The sequence below is a fragment of the Candidatus Tremblayella phenacoccinincola genome, assembly GCF_009805595.3.
GTDB lineage: Bacteria > Pseudomonadota > Gammaproteobacteria > Burkholderiales > Burkholderiaceae > Tremblaya > Tremblaya phenacola_D.
In genome coordinates, this window is sequence record NZ_VMQO03000001.1 from 53,072 (window position 1) to 78,063 (window position 24,992).

The window sequence follows — 24,992 nt, forward strand, 5'->3', positions numbered from 1 at the left end:
GTATCATTATTAGGTCCTTCGTGGATCTTGGAATATATGTAGGCTTACCAATGTCAGTTAGTGGCCTGATCTATTTACCCAGGTTCGTAAGAAAGAAGCTTTCTAACTATTTTAGCAATGGCGACGTATTAGAAGCCACTGTTGTAAACATCGATAATAACTACAGTAAGGTCTCATTAATCTCAAGTAACATATTCAATGACAGGTTCTTTAGATATATCGAATGTAAAGCTGGCTATGTATTCAAGAATGAAAACTTAGATAGGTCAATGCCTGGAAATATGCAGCAATTCAAAAGACCAGAACATATAAAGCAGAAAGTATTTTCAACATTAAACATAAACAGGTCGTTACATTCTGTATGCATGATTTCCACTAACAAACCACAACTTAAAAAAGCTCTTGCTACTGTTTTGTTACGAATTCTACATACTAAGTCCCAAAAACAGAAACATAATTAAAGGAGAACTACATGTTAACTATTCGTTTTACCAGGAGAGGCGCAAGGAACAGACCGTTTTACAATATCGTAGTTGCAGACTCTAGAAGCAAGCGAGATGGGAGGTTTATTGAAAAGATAGGCTTTTATGATCCTCTAAACAAAGATATTATTATGGTTGCTAATGAAAGGTTTGACTTCTGGATCTCTAATGGCGCTTTAGCTTCATGTGCAGTTTTGAAAGTAATTAAAAAGCTGAGAGTTAAGCATGGGGTTTAGCCGGTACACAATAGAGGAAGTGGAAAGAGAAATATCTCCTACTTCCAACTGGAATAACTTTAAGTTTAGTGTTGGAGATTTCATCATAATAGAAACGCTTAACCAAACAGACAAAAAGAAAAACCAGACCTTTGAGGGTATAGTTATTGCAAAAAGAAACCGTAGTTTCAACTCTTCATTCATCGTGCGAAAAGCTTCTTCTGGGTTTGGAATAGAGCGCACATTCCAGCTACATTCGCCTCTAATATCAAAAGTCACAGTAAAGAAACTCGGTAATGCTAAGCGTTCGAAGCTATATTACTTACGTTCGAAAGTTGGTAAATCAATGAAGTTTAAGAAGTAATTCTTCTTTAAGAGTAACCCAAGAATGTTATCAGGTTTGGATACATCCTAGGTGTTTACATATTGCTTTCACGATTGAGCATTCGTTTAAAGTGTATATATGAAGATCTGATACCCCAAGACTTATTAAGCTCTCACATAGCTTTAGGATAACTTCAACTCCAAACTCAAGAACTGAACAGTTTCTGTCCTTCAGTGCTTTTAACCTTTTGATTATCCAATATGGAATATCTGCACCACATAGCTCCGAAAAGTATAACAGCTTTTCATAACTAATAATTGGCATTATGCCTGGGGTGATCGGGGTTTTAACGCCTAACTTATAAACATCCTCCAACAGCTTGTAATATGAGTCTACGTTATAGAAATATTGGGTAATTGCTGAATCTGCGCCAGACTCAACCTTTCTTACAAAGCTTTTAATATCTTTTAGAATAGACGGGTTGCCAGGGTGTCCCTCTGGATAAGCGGCTACGTCAATATAGAAGAACTCTCCATACTCGCAACGAATCAGCCTAACTAAATCGCTAGCATCTGTTGAGAACGAGTCTTCTTTCAAACCTGGGGTATCACCCTTTAAAACTATAATATGTCTAATACCAACTTCTTTGTAAAAGCTTAGCTCTTTCAAAAGCTCTTGTTTTGGAGAAGAGCAAAGCATATGCGGGACAACCGAATTAAAGAACCGCCTCATACTTACTATCAGATCCAATTGGTTTCTTTTAAAGCTGCTACGACTATAGGTTATTGAGACAAACTTTGGTAAAACACAAGCCAACTCCCTCTGTACTTGCAACAGCTTTAAGAAGCCATAGTACGTTTTCGGAGGTGAGAACTCAAAAGAAATGTTAGGTAAGTTCTTCATTAACTTCTAACAAAAGCATATAGCACCTGTCTGGGTTTGAACCATCGATGAACTACAGGTGTTCAATACAAGGAAACATCAGGTCTAAGAAACTGTTTTTCTACTGCATGCTCCTAAGTATACAGGGTTTTTAAAAAGGTAAACATTCAGCTGTTCATAGAGAAACCATCTAACTTTTGGGTTTGATAGATTCAGTCTATATTCGTTAATGAGTGTTGTTTGTTTTCTTAGCCAGTCGTTCCAAGCTTTCTTAGACACATTCTTATATATTTTAACCCCAAGCTTATTAGAAAAAGGAGGAATATCAAACCCATCCAACACAGCACCAACTTTAACACAAAATACTCTACGCTTATACAGTTAGTATATATTTGTTAGTTCTTTGTAGTTGAATACGGCTGCTAGGAAAGGTTCCATTGAGTTTCCGTTGAGACGGACGGTGTGTATAACATTCTATATATCCATATATCATTCCATATATATCCATATAACATCATTCATCTTCCCTTCCATCATACCACCATACTTATACTTCCATACAACCACACCCATACTTCAACAGCCTCTGTGTCTATGGTTAGTTTAAACACACTATTCACTATTGAAGCAGCTCCTTTCTTAGAATCAGAATAGTCAAGCATTTGGGGGTTTCTATAGTGGTTTGTGGTTCATTTGCATTTTAACTGAAATGTAGTTCATAGTGGTCCTTATATATATACACATAGAGACTATGAATAACTCATTTGGCAAGCTGGTTTCCATTTCCATATTTGGAGAGTCTCATGGTTGCATTGTAGGCTGTTTAGTTGATGGCTGTCCTTCTAGTTTGCCTTTATACAATAATGAGGTACAACAAGAATTGGAACGTAGGAAACCAGGCAAGTCAGCGTACGTTTCACAAAGATCGGAAAAAGACCTTGTTAAGATTCTATCAGGAGTTTTTAACAACAAAACAACTGGCAGTCCTATAACATTGGTAATCGAAAACACTGACTGCAGGAGCAATGATTACTTCAACCTTAAAGAAACATTCAGACCAGGCCACGCGGACTATACATATGCACAGAAATATAGAAATAGAGACTATAGAGGCGGTGGAAGAGCGTCGGCTAGAGTAACAGCTGCTGTTGTTGCAGGCGGTGCTGTTTCTAAGAAGTGGCTAAGGCTTAAACATGGTTCTCAGGTTAAAGGATATCTCAGTGAGTTGAAGGAAATAAAAATACCTTTTATCCATTGGACATACGTTAATAACAACTGCTTTTTTAGTCCTAACATTAGCATCATAAATACCTTGACCAAACAACTGCGTCTTCTGATCAAAGCTGGTAACTCTGTAGGCTCCCGTCTAGCTTTAATAATGACCAAGATACCAATTGGAATAGGGGAGCCGCTTTTTAATAAGTTAGATGCTAGCATAGCATGTGGTTTAATGAGTCTTAATGCCGTTAAGGACGTAGAAATAGGTTCAGGTTACCTGAGTTCATCAAAAACTGGTTTAGATCTAAACGACGCTTTAACTCCAGATGGTTTTTTAAGTAATCATTCAGGCGGCATATTAGGAGGAATTTCAACAGGAAGTGATGTAATAGTTTTCATAGCTATAAAACCAACGTCTAGCATTTCCTTGTTCAAACGATCTGTAAGTGACAGCAATAGGCCAACATATGTAAGAACTAAAGGAAGGCATGATCCATGTATTGGAATAAGAGCAGTTCCAGTCGCAGAGGCAATTGTGTCCGTAATTATCATGGACTTTATACTACAAACCCATTTTAGTGAAGATTACCAAAATAGCAACTGTCACCTTGTGCATCCAAAGGCCTATTTGTACTAACTCTCACAACTCATATCAAAGAATGTTAAGGTCACTCTAACTAACTTTTAAATAGAGGGGGCAGCATAAACATAACCATAAACATAACCATAAGCATAACTTCAACTAAACGAATTAATGGTGAAGCCTCAAACCCCAAAGTAAGAATAATTGGACTAAACAAAGAACTATTAGGAACTATGAATTTAGAAGAAGCCTTAAGCATATCCAAAAGCTTAAAAACAGATCTTATTGAGACATCACCTAACAGCTTTCCTCCAGCTTGCTGCCTAATGGATCACGGTAAGTTCAAATATAGATCTTCAAAGAAAAAACAAAAAGATAAGGCTAAGCAAAAGACCATGCAAACAAAAGAAGTTAAACTTACTCCTAATATTGGCAAGAAGGACTACAGAATTAAAATGCGTCAGTTAGTCAGTTTCTTAGAGAAAGGAAACAAAGTTAAGGTCATTGTTAAATTCAAAGGACGAGAGATATGCTTTAAAAACATGGGCTTTGAGATTCTCAAAGAAGTCCAAACCGATCTTTCAGGCCTCTGTACAGTTGAACACTCTAAAAGAAAGGAAGACAAATGCATATCAATGTTCCTAACAACATTAAAACAAAGAAAGCCTAAACAACAAAAGTGGAATGCATAAAACGAAACCCAAACCCAACAGAAGCGCAGCCAAACGCTTCAAGTGTAATAAAACCGGATGTATAAAGAAACGTAAGGCTTTTAGAAACCATTTGTTAACCAAGAAGCGATCTAAGAACAAAAGGAGATTACACCAGGGCTCCTATGTTCATATATCAGACTCCGAAAGGATTAGACGCATGTTGTGGCAATAATGGAGGCTACTTTGACCAGAGTAAAAAGAGGGGTAACTTCCCGTAGTAGACACAAGAGACTTGTTAGGTTAGCTAAAGGATTTAGGAGTAGGAGAAAGAATGTATATCGAGTTGCTAAACAGGCAGTAATGAAGTCTCAGCAATATTCATACATTGATCGCAAAAAGAGGAAAAGAAGCTTTAGGTCTTTGTGGATTATGCATATCAATATAGCAAGCCGTAAATATGGTATAAACTACAGTACGCTAATGAAGCAACTAAGACTCAACGGAATTGAAGTTAACAGAAAACATCTTTCAGGTCTTATCGAATACGACAGTAGCATATTTAAAGGGATAGTTGGAAGCGTTTTTAACTCAGTTAGGCTTTAGAATCCTTTTAAGCGAGAGCTAGTAGTATTTGTATTATATATATTGCTTAGCATTCCAAATAATACCTGGTATAACAACAGCAATAGGTTCTACCATAGGAATACCATTAACTCATAGAAACTACTCTAATAATATAGCTTTTACAACAGGGTCTATATCCTATAAAAACAAACCTAACTGGAATCTAGAACTAAATAAAAAGCAAACAATAATAATGTATATGTATGCAAGTAATATAACTAAGCTAAAAGAAAAGCTATTAAAAAGTAGCTTCTCAAATAAAACTCCAATAGCAATAATTACATCAAGCACTAATAAAAACCAAAAGATAATAATAAGCAACATAAAAAGCATAGAAAGCTTATCAAATAATAATACAACACCCTCTATATTGATAATAGGAAATATAATAAAGCTATATAGAGATATTACTACATTCAATTAATAAGAGCATAAGTCCCTTCTAAACCTATAACAATCCCCCCCCCCTTCTCTAACAGCTAACACCTAAAAAGGAAAAGAGCTAGAATGTCTTTATGGGACGGCCGCTTCAAAGAAAAGCTAAACATAATGTTTGAATACTTTAACAACTCCTTAAAAACCGATTATAGGTTCATAACGAAATATAGCTAACCATAAGTCTATTGCATTATAATTAGGAAAGCAGGGATAGAGAGTCTCGAACTCCCAACAGCTGGTTTTGGAGACCAGTACTCTGCCAAGTTGAGTTATATCCCTTGCGGTGCGGGCGAGTTTCGAACTCGCCACCTTCGGCGTGACAAACCGATATTCTAACCAACTGAACTACCGCACCTATAGACTTAAGCAGTTTCTTACTCTAGTCAAAGGACTAGTTTATAAACCGAATTAAGCAGAATCTATTATGTGGTTCTAACTGGTATTATATTGTTGTTAAGAAGAATGCTTTTTCTAGAAGGCTGGTTGGATTCTAGAATGGTTAGCAGGACAAGCTATTACCAGTTCTAGGAAAGGCTACTCCTCCTACCAACCACCCACATATACAATACTACCCCCACATAGCTAAACCTCTTGTAGTTCCTTAAAGAAAAACTAATCTAATAAACCCATAATGCCTATGAAAATAATAACTCGCTTTGCCCCAAGTCCTACTGGATATGTTCACATTGGGGGAATAAGAACTGCCTTATATTCCTGGCTATATACTCGTAGTAAAAAAGGAAAGCTTATTTTAAGAATAGAAGATACTGACTCTTCACGTTCAAATTCCAAATACATTGACTCAATAGCTGCTGTAATGAAATGGTTAAGTTTAGATTGGGATGAAGGTCCATACATACAAACAAAAAGACTAAACAGATATAATGAATATGTCTCTAAATTGATAAATGCTAACTTAGCTTACAAATGCTACTGTACAAAAGAAAGACTAGAAAGTCTACGTAAGTCTCAATTAGCTCAAGGAATAAAACCAAAATATGATGGCCATTGTCGTAATAAATATGTATACTATAATGACTCAAAAGAATATGTTATAAGGTTTAAAAACCCAATAAATGGAACTACCTCTTTTTATGATAATATACGCGGTTCTATTTCTTTTAGAAACGAAGAGTTAGATGATCTTATAATAAAACGAACTAATGGCCTACCTACATATAACCTATGCGTGGTAGTAGATGACTTAGACATGGAGATAACACACATAGTTAGAGGAGAAGAACATATTAACAATACGCCCCGTCAAATAAACATACTAAAAGCCCTTAACTCACCGATTCCAATATATACGCATGTGCCAATAATATTAGGTAATTCTGGGAAAAAGCTATCTAAAAGGGAACAAGCTACAAACGTATTAGAATACAAACATAATGGGTTTTTACCAGAAGCAATAATAAATTATATTGTTAAGCTAGGATGGACATACGGCAATAAAGAACTAATTAACATTAACGAACTAAAAGCTATATTCAATACTAAGTCCATTAGAAAGTCTGCAAGTAAGTTTGACTATGAAAAGCTACTATGGGTAAATCAACAATATATTAAAAACACTTCAGATAAGTATATTATCGAATATCTATATGTAAGCTTGAACAAAAGCAAATACAAACCTAATATTAAATATGGTTCTATACTAAAAAGCCTAATAAGACTATATAAAACTAGATGTAATACATTAAACCTAATAACAGAAAGCTTCTACCAATTCTATATAGATTCTAGTAGTTCTAATGAAACCTATATAAACTATATAGAAGCTGCTTCTGTTTTAGATATCGTAGAAGCCATATATAAAGAAATATCAATAACAAAAAGCTGGTCCATAAATATGATAACTGAAATAATACAAAAGATATCAATAAGCCTAAATATAGCTGTCTGTAATATAGCTATGCTATTAAGAATAGGCTTATTAGGAAAAGCTGTATCACCAGGAATAACTCAAGTCATAAACATATTTAATAAAGAGTCTCTACTAAAACGTATAAAAAAGGTAATTACAATGCTTAAATATAACTATTGAAACAGTTGTTAGCTATTAACTTCTTTCAGACATAATAGGGGTTTCAACTAGAACTATAACATAATTACATACTATAACAAAATAGATTAGAAACAGCTAGTCAAAAGCAGGTAACAGATAAACCCCAAACGCCAATACATATGAAAGTGTTAATATACATATGCTTCTCTCTTCTCTATTCTCTATTCTCTATTCTCTATTCTCTTTAGCAGATGTCAAACCAGTAACAATGTTAAATAGAGCTCGAGCTCCTACTACATGGTACCCCAATAGAATCCTAGAAAGGTTTCGCTGGAGACGCTAGCCTATCAAGAGAGACCATTTATTCCCCTCCCCCCACAATATATTAACTACTAAATAAGCATACGCACTTCTCCAGTACCAATAATATTAGAGACACACCTATCACATATCTTAGAACCTGTAGTATAATGCCAACACCTAGAACATCTTATTCCACTAGCTTTCTTAATAGAGACTTTTAAATACTCAAAAAGGTTACTTTGTATTGCTGTTACGTCAGCTTCATTATAACTTAATATTTCTACTTCAGAAACCAACATCAAAAAAGATAACTCATTTCCTAACTTCAGTAACTTGAAAGCTAACCCATCGTCTACATACAGAACCCCACATACTTCTAAAGAACTACCAATAAACCCCCGTAATCGCTCTAACTCAATAGCTTTGTTAACTTCACTTCGAACTTGCATCATCATATACCAATAAGCCTTATCCATATTTAAGCTAGCAAAAGATAAGGAGTTGTACCACTCTTCAGCATACACATATTTAGCTCTTTCCCCAGACAAATAACCCCATATCTCATTAGCAGTAAAAGAAACTATAGGAGAAACCCAAAGAACCATTGCTTCTAAAATATGATATAAAGTGGACTGACAGCTTCTTTGTGCAATACTTTTAACATTCGATGTGTAATTACGATCTTTAACAACATCTAAATAAAAAGATCCTAACTCTACTGAACAAAACTGCATAATTCGTTTAATAACAATATGAAACTGATATCTATTAAAAGCATCTATAATATCTTTTTGAAGAACATATGAACAGCTTATTATCCATTTATCCAAAGCTAACATACTTTTAAAAGAGATACTATTGTGGTTTGGATGAAACCCATTTAGATTAGCTAATAAAAACCTAATAGTATTTCGAATACGTCGATAGATATCAGAAGAGCGTTTAATAGTTTCTTCAGAAAACTGAATCTCTTTAGTAAAATCATTTAAAGCTACCCAAATACGAAATACATCAGCTCCATAGGTTTCAATTAGATTCAATGGGTTAATAACATTTCCAATAGACTTAGACATTTTAAACCCATCAACATCTACAACAAAACCATGCGTTAATATTTCTCGATATGGTAATTCTTCATTTATTATATTAGATAATATTAAAAGAGCCATAAACCAACCTCGATATTGATCAGAACCCTCTAAACATAAGTCAGGCTTTTTAATATCAAACTTGATACTTAACATTCCAAGCATATAAAAGTAAGCAGTTCCAGATTCAAACCATACGTCTAATATAGAACTGCATTTGCTATATTGTTTTATAGTTGGAAGTGGAAGTATGTTATTTCCTAAAAGCCTATCAAGATTATACCAAGCTTCAATACCATATAGATCAACTAAGTTAGCTGCTTTTTCTAATAGTTCAGAAGTACGAGGATGAACCTCATTTGTTTTAATATGCGTATATAAAGAGATAGGAACTCCCCAAATACGCTGTCTAGAAATACACCAATCTGGTCGGTTTATTATCATAGCTTCCATTCGTTCTTGACCCCATTTAGGAAACCAAATAATGTTTTTAATACTATGCATATTTCTTTTTACTAAGTTAATACTATTTGTCTTAATAAACCATTGAGGGGTAGTTCGATATATCACAGCCTTTTTATGACGCCAACAATAAGGATAATCATGTGTTATAGTTTCTAAATATAATAAGGAATTACTATATACTAATAAAGCAATTATATTATTATTAGCATTAGGTTTAGAACTAGGCTTAGACTTAGCATTAGGTTTAGCTTCACATATAGATAAACCATGTAATATATAGCAGCTATCTATTAAGCAATTATCTATTAAATAACTGCCTTGCTCACTAATTAGGTTTAGAATATTAAACCTATATCTTTTTCCTATATAATAGTCTTCTAAACCATGAGCAGACGCGATATGAACTAAACCTGTGCCAACAGTAGTTGTTACGTGTTCACTAAGAACAACTGGAACATAAAAGCTTTTGATTGGATGATAAGTTCTTATAGATTCTAAATGCTTACCTTTTACATTACTTATTAATTCCCAACTAACTATGTTCATCTTTTTCATGATACTAATTACTAAACAAGAAGCTAGTATATAATATCTATTTTCAGCTTTGATTAACTGATAGTCAATATTAGGACTAACAGCAATTGCTTGATTAGCTGGTATGCTCCAAATAGTGGTTGTCCAAACTATTAACGAAATAGACACATGGTTATGTTTAGAGTATTTAGAGTTAGGTTTTTGTTTAGGCTTATATAAACCAAATATAGAACCTATCTTTTTTGTATCTATAACCCTAAATAAAAAATAAACAGAAATATCTAAATGACTACAATATTCTATTTCAGCCTCTGCTAAGGATGACTGACAGCTAAAGCACCAATAAACTGGTTTATTATCTCTATACATATATTCTTTATTAGCTATTTTACTTAGAGTGCGAATAGCATTAGATTTTACAGCATTATTCATAGTTAAATACGGGCTTTCCCAGTCACAGATAATACCTAAACGTATAAAGGATTCTTTTTGAATAAACACTTGTTTTGATGCGTACTTTATACAATAAACATAAAAGCTGATAGTATTATAGTTTATGTTTAGCTTATATAATATGTTTTCAAGTTTTAATTCTATAGGTAAACCATGACAGTCCCACCCTGGTATAAATATGCAGTTATACCCCATTAACTCTTTTGATTTAATAATAAAGTCTTTCAAGGTTTTATTAACAGCGTGTCCAATATGTATTTGGCCATTTGCGTAAGGGGGTCCATCATGTATATAATAAACCTTTTTATGTCTTTTAGAATAACGAATAGCTTTATATATATTATCATTATACCAACGGCTAATCATTTTAGGTTCAACATCAACTAAACAAGCCCGCATCGGAAACCTAGTAGTTGGTAAGTTTAAGTTAAGAGTATTTATATAGTTGTTCATAATACTTACAAACATAATAATATATGGTTTTATTAAATAACAAATAACATAACAAGCACCCCCTATTGCAGTTTCTAAGAACTATAACATAAACTAACCCAAAAAGGAGCTCTATGTTGGTAACTACTAAAACAACAAATAAAAGAATAACTAAAACAAAAAGACAACACTTAAATAATATCCGTAGAAAAGCTACACTGCGTATTTTAATAAAAAAGATTAAAGCTGCTGTTCTAATAGGAAATATAAAAGAAGCACAAGATACTTATGTTGTAACCCAGTCTATTATTGATAGACAAACCAATAAAGGCTTAGTTCATAAAAATAAAGCTGCTCGATGCAAAACAAGGTTAACTAAAAAGATTAACTTAATATAACCTATGTTAACGCAGTCTATAAAAGAAATGTATAGCATATACAAAAGCAGTTCAAAAACAATAGGAAATACTCCTATAATATATCTAAATAATATAGGGGATAAAACCATATTAGCTAAAATAGAATCAAAAAACCCTAGCTTCAGTATAAAGTGCCGAATTGGAATGAATATGCTTTTAGAACTAAAACAAAATAATATTCTTAAAAGCCCTATCAAAATAATGGAACCAACTAGCGGTAATACTGGAATTGCTTTAGCCTATATAGCTGCTGTATACAACTATGACTTAGTTCTAATAATGCCTGAAACAATGAGCATAGAGAGACAAAAGCTATTAAAGTCATTAGGTGTTAAATTAATATTAACAGCTGGCATAAAAGGAATGAAAGGCACTATAAATAAAACTAAAAAGCTTATTAAAAAACACCCAAAAAGATATTTGATATTAGATCAGTTTAATAATCCAGCTAACTTTAAAACACATGAAACAACAACAGGCTTTGAAATATGGAAAAGCACTAAGGGAAAAATAGATATCATTATTTCTGGAGTAGGAACTGGAGGCACAATAACCGGAATAAGTCGCTATTTTAAAAAGCTAAAAGGAAAGGCTATTTCTATTGTAGCTGTAGAACCATTAGAATCTCCAATAATAAGTCAAACAATAACATATAAACAAGTTAAACCTAACCAACACGAAATACAAGGAATAGGTGCTGGGTTTTATCCAAATAATCTAGACATCCATTATATAAATAAAGTAATTAAAGTATCAGGTAAACAAGCTATATTTAACACCCGTTTATTAATTAGTAAAGAAGGAATAATCTCTGGTATTTCATCAGGGGCTGTAACAGCAGCCGCAATAATAATACATGATAAACAAACCATAAAAAGAAAAGCTATTATTATATTACCATCTTCTGGAGAAAGATATATGAGTACAAAGCTTTTTAATAACTACTAATATAAAACAATAGAAACTAATAAAGACTTAATAGTATACAATCTATTTTCAGCCTGTCCAAATACTAAGCTATAAAAAGAATAAAATGCTTCATTAGTTACCTCCATTCCATATATAAAGCTATATGTATTTTGGATATGTTTGCCTATAATAGTTTTATTATCATGAAAAGCAGGTAAGCAATGTAAGAACTTAACGTTAATGTTTTTAGTCCTTAATAAAAGCAATATATTAACTTGATAGTTACGTATATAAAATACTCTTCTTTTCCATAACCTTTTACTTTCACCCATAGAAACCCAAACATCAGTATATATGAAGTTAATGCTATTAATTCCTACTCTAGAATCTTCTGTAAGTAAAACATTACCTCCAGCTTTTTGGGAAAGTAACTGGCACTTGCATATAAAAGACTTCAGGGGCCAAATAGTTCTCAAAGATAATAAATATATAGTTAACCCAGTTAATAATGAAGCTTCTAATAAAGAGCTACATATATTATTACGAACATCACCTACATATACGAGTCTAACTTTACTATAGATATAATAGTTATAATATTCTTTTATAGTTAATAAGTCTGCTAATAATTGTGTTGGGTGAAAGCTATCAGTTAACCCATTTAAAACAGGAACTATAGAATGCTTAGCTAATACTTTAATAGCTTTATGTTTATGACCTCGATATTCAATAGCATCATATATACGACTAAGAAAACAAGCAGAGTCTTTTATCGATTCTTTATGTCCTATTTGATTTCCAAAAGGACCTAAATAAGTAATATTAGCACCATAATCAAAAGAAGCTACTTCAAAAGAACATCGAGTACGAGTAGAATCTTTTTCAAATATTAAAACAACCTTTTTATCATAGAGATGCTTTTCTCTTTTTACTATGGTTTTATCTTTTTTAAAATAACAAGATAACCTTAATAAATAAGTTAACTCTAAAAAAGATAAGTCACTTAGCTTTAATAAACAGCTATCTTTTAAACTAAACATGGTTTCCCCCCCCTCCCCCAAAAAGAATAGTTTATTTAGCAGCTAATATATATGTTGGAATAATGGTTTATGGCAGGTCATAGCAAATGGTCTAACACCAAACATCGAAAAGCTATAAAAGATATCAAAAAAGGAAAAAGGTTTACAAAGTTAATAAAAGAGCTTGCTAATGAAGTTTCTAATGGTTCTAATGGAATTTCCATAAACAATAATCAAAGAATAAAAACAATAGTAAACAAAGCAGTATCAAATAATATACCAAAAAAAACAATAGCTAAAACTATAATACGTAATACTAATATCTATAATGAAAAGCTACTAAAGAACCTAAAAGCCTCAGTCTATGAAAACTATGGTCCAGGAAAAGTTGTAATAATAATATGCTCTTACAATAATAATGAAAAAGCTACTAAAGAACCTAAACCATATAATAAAAGCTATGCTGAAAACTATGCAGGAGATCTTTTAGCTACTACCTATAATTATCTGTATAAAGGAATAATAGCATTACCCTTAAAACCTATTCATGAAGTAATACCCATAGCAATAGAATCTAAAGCTGAAGATATTATAATATATAAAACCCATATAGGATTCTATACTAACTTAAAGCTATTTAATAAAACAAAAGAATATATAAAAGCTAAAAAGATTAGCATATTAGAATCAAATATAATAATAACACCCTTAGCTAACATAAGAATAAATAAAGAAGATAAGTCCAAGTTGGTATTTCTTATTAAGAACATTATAAAAGCCCAATATAGAGTAATTCATAATGCTAAGTTCTAGCTAAGCTGTCCATATCCATAAACCTAACCTAAAAGGAGATAACCTAAATGAATGCTAAAGACCTTAAAGAGGAAGTATCTAAAGCTAAACCAACAACTAATGAAGAAGAAAAGATAAGGAAGTTAGAAGAGGAGCTAAACAACATAAAAGCCCAAGAAAAAGATAATATGCTGCGTATAAAAGCGGAGTTGGAAAATGTTAGAAAGCGTACTAAAAAAGATATTGAAAAAGCACATAAGCTTGCTCTAGAAGCCTTTACTGCTGACTTACTACCAGCTCTTGATAACTTAGAACGAGCCCTAGCTACTATAGATAGGTCTAATCAAGAGCTAAAAGCAACTATGGAAGGCATAGAGTTAACATTAAAAGCATTATTAGATATCACTCAAAGGTTTGGTATAAATGTAATTGATGAAGCAAATGTAGCTTTTAATCCAAATATACATCAAGCAATGTGTGTATTAGATTCAGCTGAAAGCATGTCTAATAAGGTTATTACAGTACTTCAAAAAGGGTATACTCTAAACGGAAAGCTAATACGTCCGGCAATGGTAACTGTATCTAAAGGAAAATAGATGTCTGGTTCTTCTGCTATATTAATCTCTATTAACTACCCAACTGGAAACCCCAAATGTATAAACTGAAAAGCCAGATTCGAAGACTATATGAACAGCTAAACCATTGGGACTTTCTTTATTATATAAAAAGAACCCCAGAAGTTTCAGATAATGAGTATGACTGTGCTAGGTCTGAGTTAATATATCTTGAAAAGAGTTACCCAGGCCTTTGTATTAAATCTAGAAGTGACCTATTTAAAAAGAAGAAACATATATTACCTATGCTTTCATTAAGAAGTTCTTATAATAAAGAAGATATCTTATTATTTGATAAACGAATTCGAAATAAGCTTAAAGTTAAAGCTGATGTTGTATATTATTGTGAACTTAAACTTGATGGAATAGCTGTTAGCTTATTATATAAAAAAGGTTGCTTAGTTAGAGGCTTAACTCGAGGTGATGGAATATATGGTGAGGATGTCACTTCTAATGCTCTTGTAATAGATTCTATCCCTAAACGACTAATAAATGATGGGTCTCTGCCTTATGTATTAGAATTACGTGGGGAGTTAGTTATGGCTAACTATGGGTTTAACTTATTAAATAAATTCTCTAATTATAAATGCAGATATTATTCCACTCCACGAAATGCAGCTTCTGGTTCTTTACGTCAGTTAGACCCAAAAGTCACAGCTAAACGGCCTTTAGCTTTTTATTGTTATGAAGGTCATTCTATATTACCAGGAAATAGTTCTTTATCTATTAGCCATAATGATAACTTAAATAATATAAGAAGTTGGGGAGTTCCAATATGTGAAGTTAAACGGGTTTGTGTAGGTATTAAAGAAGTTCTTAGGTTTTATGAAGAAGTAAAACAGATAAGGTTTATGTTAGGTTTTTCTATTGATGGTGTAGCTGTTAAAGTAGATTCTATAGCTCTTCAGAAGAAGCTTGGGTTTTCTACTAAAGCTCCTAAATGGTCTATAGTATATAAGTTCTCATCTGAAGAGAAAATGACTAAGCTGAATAAGGTTGAGTTTAGGGTTGGCAGGACTGGAATATTAACTCCGATAGCTAACTTTAGACCTGTTTCTATTTCTGGTGTTACTATTAGAAACGCTAGCTTACATAATATTAACTTCATTAACCGACTAGGTATTATGGCTAATGATACAATCATAGTTCGCCGTTCTGGAAATATTATTCCACAAGTTGTTAGCTGTATTCCTAAATATCGTTCATCTAATGCTAAACTGCTTGTCTTTCCTTTATATTGTCCTTCTTGTCATGCTTTTTTGAATAAGGTCTTAAATAAAGATAAGCTATATTTATACTGCCCTTCTGGTTTATCTTGTCCTAGTCAACTAAAAGCATCACTAAAACACTTTGTATCAAAATATGCAATGAATATTATTGGTTTAGGTGATAATATAATTAGTAAGTTAGTTGACTATGGTTTAGCTTTAAGTTGTTATGGTTTATATTATCTAAAAGAAAAGGACTTTATGAAAGCAAGTCTTATCGGGTTAAAGCAATCACAAAAGTTAGTATTACGAATAAGCAAATCAAAAAGGGTTCCTTTTTCTCGGTTTATTTACTCTCTTGGAATCTTAAAGGTAGGCAGGTTAACAGCTTTAACTATTTCCTCAGTATATAAGTCCTTGAATAGTCTTTTATTAGCTGATATTGTTTCTTTAGCTAGTATACCAAGTGTTAGTAAAAAGGCAGCAAGTAACATATGCGCATATATAAGAAACCATAATAATATAATAAGAGACTTAGTTAACTTATTAGATATCTTTTAGTTGGGGGGGGGAGGGGAGGAGCTGTTAGTTTAAGATGAGGTGTCCGAGTGGTTTAAGGAGTATGTTTGGAAGACATATATACGTATGTATCGAGGGTTCGAATCCCTCTCTCATCGGATGCATCCGTAGCTCAGTTGGTTAGGTAGGATTGGTAGCTTCATCTTTCACTAATCATGAACATCTATATTGGGGGGGAACTACGCATTAACCGCTATGTATTCGTATGGGCTTCTCAGGTTTATAATAAATGAGCTATAAGATCCCCTTAAACAAAACATTCCATCTGCCACATGCACATCCACACGGCATAGCAACAATAATGAACCACAACCTCAAGCTTCTTTTAGTTAAAGAAGTCCAGGAAAACCAAAGGATAGAAAGCTTTCTATCTTCAACACTAGGCGTCAGAACTGCTAGAAGTTGGACGCATAAGAACCTGAGAACAGGTAGAGTAGGAATTAACAATAACAAAGTTAAAGTAGGCCATCGTATCAAAGCTGGAGACTGCATAGCTATTCAACAACCTAACTTAAACCTAAATAATACCTTAACAAACGAAACGCACCAACTGTGTATTATATTTGAGGACGAGTTCATAATAGCTGTTGAAAAAGATAACAATATTCCAGTGCATAAAGGAAAAACCTGCGCAGTCGTTAGTTTAATAGATTCGATACAGAAGAACAATAACAACAGTTCCATAAAGCTAGCACATAGAATAGATCAACGTACGTCAGGCACAGTGATATTAGCAAAAACTAAACCAGCGTTGCTTAGCCTTCAAAGGCAGTTCGTAAAAAGCCAGGTGTTCAAGAAATACTATGCTAGTGTTGCAGGTTCCTGGTCTGATAAATGGACACAGATACAAGATATTAGAGCGCCCTTAACAAAAGAGCTAGACTCGTATACCAAGAAGGTTTTAGTCCATCGTTCAGGTTTTCCAGCGCATTCAATAATTCAATGCCTGAAAGTATGGAGAAGATACGCTTTACTTATCGTAAACCTAGAAACAGGACGTACTCATCAAATTAGAATTCATTGTAGTCATTTGGGGTTTCCAGTTCTTGGAGATATTCGGTATGGTCGCCAACCTTTCTCAAGAACCAGGCTAATGTTACATTCCACTGTTCTTTCGTTTAAACACCCAATATTAGGTTCAAGACTAAAGCTTCTTTCACCACCTCCTTTAAATTACACATTGTTTTTAAGAACCCTAAACCTAAGGAATTAGCTATGGCCGTACAAAAGAAAAAGAAGTCTCCATCTAAAAGAAATATGAAACGGCTTCAAAAGAAATGTAAACACCCCACAGTTTCTACTGCCAATAACTCCAAGACTCACTTACGTCACTACAGCTCCTCAGGTCTCTACAGATACAAATAGCACTAGCATAAACTACTCCTAAAGCTGTGCATTTAACAAAAAGCGAACCGAGGTCATCCAACCTTTTCTCATCTTTTAACCTTAACATAGAGCATAGAGATGTACAACGGATTCCTTAAAAGTACTACCATCATTATAGAACATAATCATTCAACGTTCTGCTTTCCTTCAATGTACAAGCTTGGTAAAACATACGGAACTCTCATTAACTTCCTACCTTCCTTTCTACAAGTGTCTTTAGTTTCAATACTAACCCTAAGCATTGGAAAAAGCCTCAACAACAAACACATCAGCCACTTAATACGATGGTTTCCTCTTTCTAGGAAATATACAAAGATCCCATTCGTTCACTCTAAAGTAACTATTCAAGATCTGTCTGGAGTTCCGTTATCTGCTTTCATTACTAATGCTACAACAAAAGTAAAACAACTAAATGAAGTTAACATTCTTAGTAGGTCACATTCCTTATACTCAAGCTCTAATCCTAAAACTAACCATAAGTCTGTATCTATTCTATCTTGGAATATTAGACCCGAACATACAACAAAACACTCACGCAACAAAAAGCTTAATAACATACAGCTACTCTGTTCAGATTCAGAAATCGGTTCTAACGGATGTTCTACCAATAACAATGGCATAGGCTTCAGTAGTTGGAGAACAAACAGCTTAGGTTCAGAAGCTAGTATGTTCATGTTAGAACAACCAACCAACCAACTAACCAACTCCAACCCTCACTTCACAGGCTACGTCGGAATGGAATTAGTTGGTAAAACCCAAAGTAACAGCTCATCAGTAGAACTAGCGTTAACAATTGCTGAGTCTTTAAGGAAAGCTAATCCATCTGGAAACATAGTAGAGCTCATTGGTAAAGAATCACATTGGTTAACACTCCAAGATAGGTTTATTGCCTCAGGATTAGTGTTGGAATATGGGACTTTATTTGGGGTTTTTGCCTTCAACAACAAAGCGTTTAACTACATACTGAACGCTGGTAAAGATAAAGATGAACCACTAGCACTAGCAAAGATTCTAAAAGCTCAGAGGTTATTTGGAGTTCCTGAAAGAAATGGCATACTATGTAGCAACCCTTTAACCGTAAATCTAAGCTGGTAAGAGCTTTTGATGTACACCAAAGACAAAGCTTCTCACCAACTGTTCTCCATGTTGCGAATATATGGATTCTGGGTGAAACTGCATGCCTTCTATTGGTAGCACTTTGTGTTTTATTCCCATTATTTCTCCAGTTGGGGTCCATGCTGTAATAACTAAGGAGTCAGGTACAGAGCTTTTATCTATAACAAGTGAGTGATATCTAATAGCGTAGAAACCCTGGGTCACATTACTAAATATTCCTTTATTGCTGTGGTATATTTTACTAAGCTTCCCGTGCATTATGTTCTTGGATTTTAATACTACGCTACCAAAAGAAACTCCTATTAGCTGATGTCCTAAACAGATTCCCAAAAGTGGAATAACAGTATGTAACTGATTGAAAAGCTTCTTAACTGTTCTGAGATTTGATGGAGAACCTGGGCCTGGAGAAAAGCAAACGACAGTAGGATTCATTGCTAATAAGTCTCTGAAAGAAACCTCATTATTCCTAACCACACTGACAGCTTCTCCTATTCTTCTGAAACAGGAAACCAAATTGAATGTAAATGAGTCTTGGTTATCTATCACTACTATCGTCATATATGGATAGTGCTTCCCCCTGCTATTTTATTAATACAGCTTAGAATAGCAACCACTTTGTTTTCAGTTTCCTTAACTTCACCCACTGGCTTTGAATGAAATACTATTCCAGCCGCAGATTGTAGATAGGTTCGCTGTTTGTGGATAAGGCTTGTTCTTATGGTTATAGCAGTTTCGATGTCATTGGTTGAAATGTATCCGATTGTCCCTCCATAAAAGCTTCGCTTCATTGGTTCGAGCTTATCAATTATATCCATAGCTTTTAGTTTTGGGGTTCCTGTGACAGTACCAGCAGGAAAAGCAATCTTTAGTATATCCATGGTTGAGTTACGGTTTATCTTGCTTTTAACGGTGCTAACGATATGTTGAACGTGCGAGTATTTCTCAATGCTCATTAGATTAAAACAATATACGGAGTCATAAGTAGAAGCTATGCCTAATTCGTTCCTTGCTAAATCAACCAGCATTACATGCTCAGCTATTTCTTTTAGATCACTTCTTAGCATAGCTTCAAACCTTAAGTCTTCGTTAACAGTCCTTCCTCTAGGTCGGGTTCCGGCTATAGGTTTGATAATTGTAAGGTAACCTTGTCTTTGAGTTGTTTGTTTAATCTGTATTTCAGGGGAGATACCTAGTACATCGAAGAAGCCATATCTTAACAAGAACATATACGGCGAAGGGTTAATTGCCTTCAAGCTCTTGAAGAACTGTAAGACATCAAACCTGGCTTGTTTAACAAACCTTCTGCTAACTTGTACTTGCATTAGTTTACCTTTATGTATGTATGTAACAGCCTTTGTTACTAAACCTAAATACTTCGTACGTACAAGGGTAGTGAAACCTTTCTTGGCTATACGCTTAAGAAATATTAGAGTTCTTGATGGTGTTACATATATTATTTTAACGACACACCTCAGCTTCCTAAGGTTTAAAAAGTACTGACTAGAAAATAGACCACAGTTGCTTTTCAGTTGTATTGATGTTTGATAAGTTAATACAAGAGCTTTTGTTAAATACATCATTACATCAGGCACACCGATTGAATCTTTTTTATTAAATAGGTCTGTACGCTTCCTAAAATATCTAAACAGGTCGTATCCAAAGTAACCAAAGCATCCAAAGTCAGATACAAAATGGCCGTGTTTAGTACTTTTGATATTGGTGTTAATAAGGTTGTTTTTCAGAAATGCATGAGGTTCTCCAAAAGACTTTCTAACGAGCTTATTAAGGAAATAAAGACTGTTTGTGGTTTCACGGTGTTCAATTGTTACCCTGTTGAAAACTCCAATGAATGAACGGGCGTGTTTAACTTCAAATATATAGCTATTGGCATCACTAAAAGAAATGCTGGTTCTACAATAGGTTTTTAGTAAACTCATGCTATATCCTGTTACAATTCCTAACATCGGGATGCAATAATGACCCGCTGTTACAGCCTTTTCTCTATCTACTACGAAATAGTTCAACATTTGTTAAGATATTAGGTTAACATACTTCCTATCTGTAGCATAGCTAATAAAACTCCGTCTTTTATTGGTTGTTCTTCTATAGGTATTCTCAGTCTAAGCAAGCCAGTAGTAAAAGCCAGTAGTAAAAGCCAGTAGTAAAAGCCAGTAGTAAAAGCCAGTAGTAACATACTCTCCTATTCTTTAACACTATGGTTGTCTACATATTAACAACAATAACCCCGGAAAGGGAGGTTGGTGCAATGATAAATACCTGGGAAAACCCTAAGGAAAGCTTCAAGGTTTGTTAATGCCTATATGACAGTCTTTACTAGAGTGCCAAATGCTGTATTAACAGGCTGGTCTAATAAATATATGCTGGGTGCATTGGAGAAGCTAACAGAAACTAAACTCGGAACTGAGAACAGCAACTTCTTTTTAACAACCGTACTGCGGAACCTAATTGTTACAATCTTTGAGAATGTGGAGAACCATGAACTACCTTTTTACTTGTGCTTTATGTATTTCTTGTCAGTTAACGGTGTCCCCGCTCCCATATTGAATAGCAATGTAGAAGAAATACCAGTTGTTCAGTGGAATGGTAAGCCAGTAGCAATAACTTTAAAGCTCATTGGAATTACTCAAGAAGAACCGGGGAACCCACATATGCTAGAAACAGGAAGAGCATTAGCAACTTTGCACCACATTAGTAAAAAGCATACATTCTTCAATGCTCGAGCTTACAGTATTAGCTGGGTTAAAGATAAGATCTCCAGTTATGCATGCATTGTTCCCTTTGGTAAAAGATATGTGTTTGAGTATAGGGCTTCAATGCAGTTGTTTTACTTCTTAGCGGTTGGCTATAAAAGGTTGGATGATGGAGCTTGTCATGGAGATCTATTTAAAGATAATGTGACCTTTGAACAGCTGTTTCATATGCATAGTCAGAGGCTAAGCGGATGTTTTGATTTCTATTTCTCAGGACAAGAAAAGCTGTTGGTTGATGTAGCCATAGCTTTAAACACTTGGTGTACATGTAGTAATGGAATTCTAAATGTGTACGATACTGTAAAGTTAATGCACTCATACCAAGTTATTAAACCTCTGAAGCTCAGAGAAAAAAAGAAGCTGTTGGTTACGTTAGAAGTGATGGCCTTTAGGTTTTGGCTTTCAAGGGTTGGAGGCTTCTATAGGAAAAAGATAACAGATGCAATGAACCCATACGATCCTGACTGCTTTAGGTTTAGGTTTAGGTTAACAGCTAGAGAATTGTATTTGAAGTGTTATGGGAGTGTTTACCAAGATGGTTCATCATAGTATTGATGGCTTTTAGTGCTTTTAGTGCTTTTAGTGCTTTTAGTGCTTTTAGGTCTTTGGAGGGGGAATAGAAGTAGCTAATGGGTTCTACTCCAACTTCAACTGCTTTTCCTTAGCCTATAGAGACATAATAGACTATAGATACAATTCCAATATAGAATGCCTTTTCAAACTACAATGAACTGCTGTTAGTGCTAAAACCTGTCTGTATACGAGAGGGGAGAGAGAAGCTCTTTAATAGCTATAGCTGTTAACTCTCTCCTCTCCTACCTTCTCCTAATAAACCAACCTTTAGAACCATAACTTGTTTAACGTGTGCAACACAAGGAAACATGAACCTCAACCTTCGAACACGCCTTTGTGTTAAGAAACTGTATCGACTACCAATCATAGTTCGAAGTGAGTCTTTTAGCTTTAAAGCCTGGGCTGTCTCCAGAATAACCTTAACTTCCCTTATGGACTTGCTATGCTTTAACAGCAGGACAGTCTTTGCGCCATTGGCAGAATGGGTATCAAGCAGTAGTCCGCATCTTTTGAATAGATATTGAACTATCATTTGCCGTTCTGAACCAAACGTACTTTCAGCTGAAATGCCTAACCTCTTTATGGATCTGTAGCTAATGTACCTAAGTAACCTTACTAACCCAAAGTGATGTAATTGTTGAAATACTTTGAACACTATGTTTGAATTCCTATTTAAAACCTCTAAGAGTAAGCGTTCAAGGTTTGAAGCTTTTGATATGTCCATGCTTGGAGTGTTAGTAGCTAGCAGGCTGCTAGCATTTCTTACTTGGTAAGAACCAGCTTTGAAAAACTCTTCCAGTACGTTATTCTCGTTTGTCGCAATAATGATTCTTCTTATTGGTAAACCCATAGTTCTTGAAATGAAACCTGCAAAAGCATTTCCAAAGTTTCCAGATGGAATAAGATATGTTGTGTACTCTTTTGGAGCAATGGTTACTCGATAGTAAGAAATGAAATAATACGCAGTTTGGAAAAGCAAGCGAGCCCAATTTATAGAGTTGGCTGTTCCGTTGTTACTTCGCTCCCTACATAACAAGCGTTTAACAATATCCTGACAGCAATCAAACTTACCGTTGATGCATATGTTAAATGCTTTCTTCGATAGGTGGCTGTACATCTGTTCTGCTTGATATTCGGAAATGCCTTTAAGTGGTGAGAAAACGAAAAGCCTTGAACGCTTGCAAAACTGAAAAGCTGTGCACGCCGAACTACCAGTGTCTCCAGAGGTGGCGCTAATAATGTTAACGTTGCTGTTACTACTGCCAACCATAAACTCAAAGAACGCACACAATAACTGCATGGCAATATCTTTGAATGAGAGAGAAGAACCATTAGATAACCGAAGTATGTATATTGGAACGTTAGAGATTGGTGCAACCCCGACTGGACAAGAAGCTGAATGTCTGTTGTAGTAGCTTAAGGGAAACCTTTCGTTGTATACGGTCCTTACTAGCTTTCTTATAACTGAATACGGTACGTCACTGATGAACCATCTAAATATTCTAAAAGCCAACTCTTGGTATGTAAAGAACCTCCATAGACGCTCTTCAATATGCAAGCTTGAGTAAGAGGTTGGCACATATAAACCACCATCGCTAGCCAATCCCTTTAACAATACATTTAAGAAAGAACGTAACCTTTCTTCTTTGTTGGAACCTCTCGTCGAATGATATAGCATTCTATAATAGTGTTCTATAGTTTGTGATGTAACCTCTGAAAGAGACAACAGTACGTTTGAAGTTTCTTTCGAAAACGTTTTTCAAGACCATAATAACTTCTAAACGTTTATACACTCCAAAAGCACTAAAAGATATTAAGTTAAGCTTTCTCTTTAAAAGAATGTTCAGAGTTTCTTTGCATTCTTGGAATGATGTATTTAAAGTACGAACATAGAAACCGTTTCTTGAAGTTGAAATGGATCTGTATGGGAGAGTTAAGATTCTTGTTGGATAAGAGGAATTCCCGTTCCCATAGCGAATAGATTCAACGTCTGAAATGATAGCTGAAGCTGTTGGCTTTGTGCCAGCTCCTTTACCAAATAACCACAACTTACCAACACAGTCTCCAGCCACAAGTATAACATTAGTTGTGTCCTCAGAGATCCAGAAAGGCCAGCTAAGTGAAACAAAGCCTGGGAATGTGGCACACAGAGCCTTCTTTATGGTTAAAACAACAGACATCAGTTTAAAGTTTAAGCCTAGTCTTTTACCATATGCAATATCCTGAAGGTTTACGTTTCTTATGCCTTCAGTATATATGTAACGAATAGTTACGGTTGTTCTTAAAGAAATGTAATATAGAATTCCTGTTTTCTGTGTCGAGTCTATCCCATCAATATCGCATACATTGTCTGACTCAGCATAGCCTCTTTGAGATGCATCCAATAAAGCTCTTTTTAAAGAAACACCCAACCTATGCATTTGCGCTAAAGTCCAGTTGGAAGTGCCATTCAAAACACCTGCCACATAGCTAATCATGTTTCCAACAAGCCCTTTCTCAAGAACACTTAGGATTGGAATGCCTCCTGCCACTGATGCTTCAAGCAATATGTTATTGTAGGTGTGTCTTAGTTCAAAGTTGTAACAGGCAATTAACGTTTTATTGGCTGTTACTAAAAACCTTTTTTTGTTTAAAGAATTGAACAATATATATCGAGCAACACATGAACCTCCAACAGCTTCAACCAGTACATACATTCGGGGTTCATTTAGTGGAATCTTTTGCGTTGAGTTAACATTGATCTTTGTAGCTTTAGTTATTCTTCTGGTTAATATAACGGCTATTCTAAGATCTAAACCTAACCTGTTTCTGATTATGACACTATTCTTGTACATAGTTGACATAACTCCCCTCCCAACCGTTCCTAGTCCAAACAAGCATATGCAAGAAACCTTAGTCAT

Annotated in this window: 26 protein-coding genes and 3 tRNA genes; 18 read left to right on the top strand and 11 right to left on the bottom strand. The window is 34.4% G+C overall.

Annotated features, from left to right (window positions below; translation table 11 throughout):
• Nucleotides 1-472 precede the first annotated feature (472 nt).
• Both rpsP and rplS read left to right on the top strand, forming a co-directional pair.
• The gene (rpsP, locus tag FKM95_RS00240) at nucleotides 473-718 is read left to right on the top strand and encodes a 30S ribosomal protein S16 (protein ID WP_159128839.1); all 246 of its coding nucleotides are present in this window, start codon (nucleotides 473-475) and stop codon (nucleotides 716-718) included.
• Nucleotides 708-1,061, top strand: coding sequence for a 50S ribosomal protein L19 (rplS, locus tag FKM95_RS00245; protein WP_159128840.1), 354 nt, complete (start codon nucleotides 708-710; stop codon nucleotides 1,059-1,061). The genes rpsP and rplS overlap by 11 nt, the downstream gene beginning before the upstream one ends.
• A gap of 30 nt (nucleotides 1,062-1,091) precedes the next feature.
• Here rplS and FKM95_RS00250 read toward each other — a convergent pair whose 3' ends face one another.
• A complete protein-coding gene (locus tag FKM95_RS00250) occupies nucleotides 1,092-1,925 on the bottom strand; it encodes a methylenetetrahydrofolate reductase (RefSeq protein ID WP_159128841.1) in 834 nt (277 codons plus the stop codon).
• A gap of 84 nt (nucleotides 1,926-2,009) precedes the next feature.
• Nucleotides 2,010-2,285: an oxidative damage protection protein gene (locus FKM95_RS00255; protein ID WP_159128844.1), complete on the bottom strand. Its 276-nt coding sequence runs from the start codon at nucleotides 2,283-2,285 to the stop codon at nucleotides 2,010-2,012.
• Between the two features lie 370 nt (nucleotides 2,286-2,655).
• On the opposite strand from FKM95_RS00255, the gene aroC reads away from it, so the two are divergent.
• The 5 genes from aroC (at nucleotide 2,656) to FKM95_RS00280 (ending at nucleotide 5,406) form a co-directional block, all read left to right on the top strand.
• Nucleotides 2,656-3,759 carry a chorismate synthase gene (aroC, locus tag FKM95_RS00260; protein ID WP_159128842.1) on the top strand — a complete coding sequence of 368 codons (1,104 nt, stop codon included), beginning with the start codon at nucleotides 2,656-2,658 and terminating at the stop codon, nucleotides 3,757-3,759.
• A 113-nt stretch (nucleotides 3,760-3,872) separates the two neighbouring features.
• Nucleotides 3,873-4,397: a translation initiation factor IF-3 gene (gene infC, locus FKM95_RS00265; RefSeq protein ID WP_226338818.1), complete on the top strand. Its 525-nt coding sequence runs from the start codon at nucleotides 3,873-3,875 to the stop codon at nucleotides 4,395-4,397.
• A complete protein-coding gene (gene rpmI / locus FKM95_RS00270; protein WP_159128843.1) occupies nucleotides 4,390-4,590 on the top strand; it encodes a 50S ribosomal protein L35 in 201 nt (66 codons plus the stop codon). The genes infC and rpmI overlap by 8 nt, the downstream gene beginning before the upstream one ends.
• Nucleotides 4,591-4,601: 11 nt before the next feature.
• Entirely contained in the window at nucleotides 4,602-4,961 is a 360-nt protein-coding gene (rplT, locus tag FKM95_RS00275) for a 50S ribosomal protein L20 (protein ID WP_159128846.1), read from the top strand.
• Nucleotides 4,962-4,989: 28 nt separating this feature from the next.
• Nucleotides 4,990-5,406 (top strand): SAM-dependent methyltransferase, encoded by a 417-nt coding sequence (locus FKM95_RS00280; RefSeq protein ID WP_206167462.1) that lies wholly within the window; start codon nucleotides 4,990-4,992, stop codon nucleotides 5,404-5,406.
• Nucleotides 5,407-5,625: 219 nt separating this feature from the next.
• Here FKM95_RS00280 and FKM95_RS00285 read toward each other — a convergent pair.
• A tRNA-Trp gene (locus FKM95_RS00285) sits at nucleotides 5,626-5,699 on the bottom strand.
• Between the two features lie 2 nt (nucleotides 5,700-5,701).
• A tRNA-Asp gene (locus FKM95_RS00290) sits at nucleotides 5,702-5,775 on the bottom strand.
• A gap of 282 nt (nucleotides 5,776-6,057) precedes the next feature.
• Between FKM95_RS00290 and gltX the strand changes: the two genes are divergently transcribed.
• On the top strand, nucleotides 6,058-7,470 hold the full coding sequence (gene gltX, locus FKM95_RS00295) for a glutamate--tRNA ligase (protein WP_206167463.1): 1,413 nt from the start codon (nucleotides 6,058-6,060) through the stop codon (nucleotides 7,468-7,470).
• A 353-nt stretch (nucleotides 7,471-7,823) separates the two neighbouring features.
• On the opposite strand, the gene ileS is transcribed toward gltX, so the two are convergent.
• Nucleotides 7,824-10,727 carry an isoleucine--tRNA ligase gene (ileS, locus tag FKM95_RS00300; RefSeq protein ID WP_159128881.1) on the bottom strand — a complete coding sequence of 968 codons (2,904 nt, stop codon included), beginning with the start codon at nucleotides 10,725-10,727 and terminating at the stop codon, nucleotides 7,824-7,826.
• 113 nt (nucleotides 10,728-10,840) lie between these two features.
• Between ileS and rpsT the strand changes: the two genes are divergently transcribed.
• Nucleotides 10,841-11,104: a 30S ribosomal protein S20 gene (gene rpsT / locus FKM95_RS00305; RefSeq protein ID WP_159128880.1), complete on the top strand. Its 264-nt coding sequence runs from the start codon at nucleotides 10,841-10,843 to the stop codon at nucleotides 11,102-11,104.
• 27 nt (nucleotides 11,105-11,131) lie between these two features.
• Nucleotides 11,132-12,073: a cysteine synthase A gene (gene cysK, locus FKM95_RS00310; protein WP_159128882.1), complete on the top strand. Its 942-nt coding sequence runs from the start codon at nucleotides 11,132-11,134 to the stop codon at nucleotides 12,071-12,073.
• Here the strand turns inward: cysK and argF are convergent.
• The gene (argF, locus tag FKM95_RS00315; protein ID WP_159128879.1) at nucleotides 12,070-13,074 is read right to left on the bottom strand and encodes an ornithine carbamoyltransferase; all 1,005 of its coding nucleotides are present in this window, start codon (nucleotides 13,072-13,074) and stop codon (nucleotides 12,070-12,072) included. The two genes, cysK and argF, sit on opposite strands and share 4 nt — an antisense overlap.
• Before the next feature lie 69 nt (nucleotides 13,075-13,143).
• Between argF and FKM95_RS00320 the strand changes: the two genes are divergently transcribed.
• The 7 genes from FKM95_RS00320 to FKM95_RS00350 all read left to right on the top strand — a co-directional run bounded on the left by FKM95_RS00320 (nucleotide 13,144) and on the right by FKM95_RS00350 (nucleotide 18,727).
• A complete protein-coding gene (locus FKM95_RS00320; RefSeq protein WP_159128878.1) occupies nucleotides 13,144-13,866 on the top strand; it encodes a YebC/PmpR family DNA-binding transcriptional regulator in 723 nt (240 codons plus the stop codon).
• A 47-nt stretch (nucleotides 13,867-13,913) separates the two neighbouring features.
• Nucleotides 13,914-14,441, top strand: coding sequence for a nucleotide exchange factor GrpE (grpE, locus tag FKM95_RS00325; RefSeq protein WP_159128877.1), 528 nt, complete (start codon nucleotides 13,914-13,916; stop codon nucleotides 14,439-14,441).
• A 56-nt stretch (nucleotides 14,442-14,497) separates the two neighbouring features.
• Nucleotides 14,498-16,228 carry an NAD-dependent DNA ligase LigA gene (gene ligA / locus FKM95_RS00330; RefSeq protein ID WP_206167482.1) on the top strand — a complete coding sequence of 577 codons (1,731 nt, stop codon included), beginning with the start codon at nucleotides 14,498-14,500 and terminating at the stop codon, nucleotides 16,226-16,228.
• Between the two features lie 33 nt (nucleotides 16,229-16,261).
• Nucleotides 16,262-16,344, top strand: a tRNA-Ser gene (locus FKM95_RS00335).
• A 131-nt stretch (nucleotides 16,345-16,475) separates the two neighbouring features.
• Nucleotides 16,476-17,459 carry an RluA family pseudouridine synthase gene (locus tag FKM95_RS00340; protein WP_159128869.1) on the top strand — a complete coding sequence of 328 codons (984 nt, stop codon included), beginning with the start codon at nucleotides 16,476-16,478 and terminating at the stop codon, nucleotides 17,457-17,459.
• Between the two features lie 2 nt (nucleotides 17,460-17,461).
• Nucleotides 17,462-17,611, top strand: a complete 150-nt coding sequence (gene rpmF / locus FKM95_RS00345) for a 50S ribosomal protein L32 (protein ID WP_159128870.1) — start codon at nucleotides 17,462-17,464, stop codon at nucleotides 17,609-17,611.
• A 99-nt stretch (nucleotides 17,612-17,710) separates the two neighbouring features.
• Nucleotides 17,711-18,727 carry an aconitase family protein gene (locus tag FKM95_RS00350; RefSeq protein WP_159128871.1) on the top strand — a complete coding sequence of 339 codons (1,017 nt, stop codon included), beginning with the start codon at nucleotides 17,711-17,713 and terminating at the stop codon, nucleotides 18,725-18,727.
• Here the strand turns inward: FKM95_RS00350 and FKM95_RS00355 are convergent.
• From FKM95_RS00355 to FKM95_RS00365, 3 genes are read right to left on the bottom strand one after another with little or no spacing between them, the layout of a single operon-like run.
• Nucleotides 18,716-19,306: an anthranilate synthase component II gene (locus FKM95_RS00355; protein ID WP_200829013.1), complete on the bottom strand. Its 591-nt coding sequence runs from the start codon at nucleotides 19,304-19,306 to the stop codon at nucleotides 18,716-18,718. The genes FKM95_RS00350 and FKM95_RS00355 overlap by 12 nt on opposite strands.
• Nucleotides 19,303-20,775 (bottom strand): anthranilate synthase component I family protein, encoded by a 1,473-nt coding sequence (locus FKM95_RS00360; protein WP_159128872.1) that lies wholly within the window; start codon nucleotides 20,773-20,775, stop codon nucleotides 19,303-19,305. The genes FKM95_RS00355 and FKM95_RS00360 overlap by 4 nt, the downstream gene beginning before the upstream one ends.
• Before the next feature lie 11 nt (nucleotides 20,776-20,786).
• Nucleotides 20,787-20,942 carry a hypothetical protein gene (locus FKM95_RS00365; RefSeq protein ID WP_159128873.1) on the bottom strand — a complete coding sequence of 52 codons (156 nt, stop codon included), beginning with the start codon at nucleotides 20,940-20,942 and terminating at the stop codon, nucleotides 20,787-20,789.
• A gap of 127 nt (nucleotides 20,943-21,069) precedes the next feature.
• Between FKM95_RS00365 and FKM95_RS00370 the strand changes: the two genes are divergently transcribed.
• Nucleotides 21,070-22,068 carry a phosphotransferase gene (locus FKM95_RS00370; protein WP_159128874.1) on the top strand — a complete coding sequence of 333 codons (999 nt, stop codon included), beginning with the start codon at nucleotides 21,070-21,072 and terminating at the stop codon, nucleotides 22,066-22,068.
• 250 nt (nucleotides 22,069-22,318) lie between these two features.
• Here FKM95_RS00370 and FKM95_RS00375 read toward each other — a convergent pair whose 3' ends face one another.
• Nucleotides 22,319-23,770: a PALP domain-containing protein gene (locus FKM95_RS00375; protein ID WP_159128904.1), complete on the bottom strand. Its 1,452-nt coding sequence runs from the start codon at nucleotides 23,768-23,770 to the stop codon at nucleotides 22,319-22,321.
• Between the two features lies 1 nt (nucleotide 23,771).
• On the bottom strand, nucleotides 23,772-24,992 hold the full coding sequence (locus FKM95_RS00380) for a homoserine dehydrogenase (RefSeq protein WP_159128905.1): 1,221 nt from the start codon (nucleotides 24,990-24,992) through the stop codon (nucleotides 23,772-23,774).

Excerpts from the sequence above, each read along its gene's own strand:
- FKM95_RS00250 (WP_159128841.1), bottom strand. The coding sequence starts at position 1,925 with ATGAAGAACTTACCTAACATTTCTTTTGAGTTCTCACCTCCGAAAACG.
- FKM95_RS00320 (WP_159128878.1), top strand. The coding sequence starts at position 13,144 with ATGGCAGGTCATAGCAAATGGTCTAACACCAAACATCGAAAAGCTATA.
- cysK (WP_159128882.1), top strand. The coding sequence starts at position 11,132 with ATGTATAGCATATACAAAAGCAGTTCAAAAACAATAGGAAATACTCCT.
- rpmI (WP_159128843.1), top strand. The coding sequence starts at position 4,390 with ATGCATAAAACGAAACCCAAACCCAACAGAAGCGCAGCCAAACGCTTC.
- FKM95_RS00375 (WP_159128904.1), bottom strand. The coding sequence starts at position 23,770 with ATGCTATATCATTCGACGAGAGGTTCCAACAAAGAAGAAAGGTTACGT.
- FKM95_RS00355 (WP_200829013.1), bottom strand. The coding sequence starts at position 19,306 with ATGACGATAGTAGTGATAGATAACCAAGACTCATTTACATTCAATTTG.
- FKM95_RS00360 (WP_159128872.1), bottom strand. The coding sequence starts at position 20,775 with ATGTTGAACTATTTCGTAGTAGATAGAGAAAAGGCTGTAACAGCGGGT.
- FKM95_RS00370 (WP_159128874.1), top strand. The coding sequence starts at position 21,070 with ATGACAGTCTTTACTAGAGTGCCAAATGCTGTATTAACAGGCTGGTCT.
- FKM95_RS00380 (WP_159128905.1), bottom strand. The coding sequence starts at position 24,992 with ATGACTAAGGTTTCTTGCATATGCTTGTTTGGACTAGGAACGGTTGGG.
- rpsP (WP_159128839.1), top strand. The coding sequence starts at position 473 with ATGTTAACTATTCGTTTTACCAGGAGAGGCGCAAGGAACAGACCGTTT.
- FKM95_RS00340 (WP_159128869.1), top strand. The coding sequence starts at position 16,476 with ATGAGCTATAAGATCCCCTTAAACAAAACATTCCATCTGCCACATGCA.
- ligA (WP_206167482.1), top strand. The coding sequence starts at position 14,498 with ATGTATAAACTGAAAAGCCAGATTCGAAGACTATATGAACAGCTAAAC.
- FKM95_RS00365 (WP_159128873.1), bottom strand. The coding sequence starts at position 20,942 with ATGTTACTACTGGCTTTTACTACTGGCTTTTACTACTGGCTTTTACTA.
- gltX (WP_206167463.1), top strand. The coding sequence starts at position 6,058 with ATGAAAATAATAACTCGCTTTGCCCCAAGTCCTACTGGATATGTTCAC.
- rplS (WP_159128840.1), top strand. The coding sequence starts at position 708 with ATGGGGTTTAGCCGGTACACAATAGAGGAAGTGGAAAGAGAAATATCT.
- grpE (WP_159128877.1), top strand. The coding sequence starts at position 13,914 with ATGAATGCTAAAGACCTTAAAGAGGAAGTATCTAAAGCTAAACCAACA.
- rpmF (WP_159128870.1), top strand. The coding sequence starts at position 17,462 with ATGGCCGTACAAAAGAAAAAGAAGTCTCCATCTAAAAGAAATATGAAA.
- FKM95_RS00350 (WP_159128871.1), top strand. The coding sequence starts at position 17,711 with ATGTACAACGGATTCCTTAAAAGTACTACCATCATTATAGAACATAAT.
- argF (WP_159128879.1), bottom strand. The coding sequence starts at position 13,074 with ATGTTTAGTTTAAAAGATAGCTGTTTATTAAAGCTAAGTGACTTATCT.
- aroC (WP_159128842.1), top strand. The coding sequence starts at position 2,656 with ATGAATAACTCATTTGGCAAGCTGGTTTCCATTTCCATATTTGGAGAG.
- rpsT (WP_159128880.1), top strand. The coding sequence starts at position 10,841 with ATGTTGGTAACTACTAAAACAACAAATAAAAGAATAACTAAAACAAAA.
- ileS (WP_159128881.1), bottom strand. The coding sequence starts at position 10,727 with ATGAACAACTATATAAATACTCTTAACTTAAACTTACCAACTACTAGG.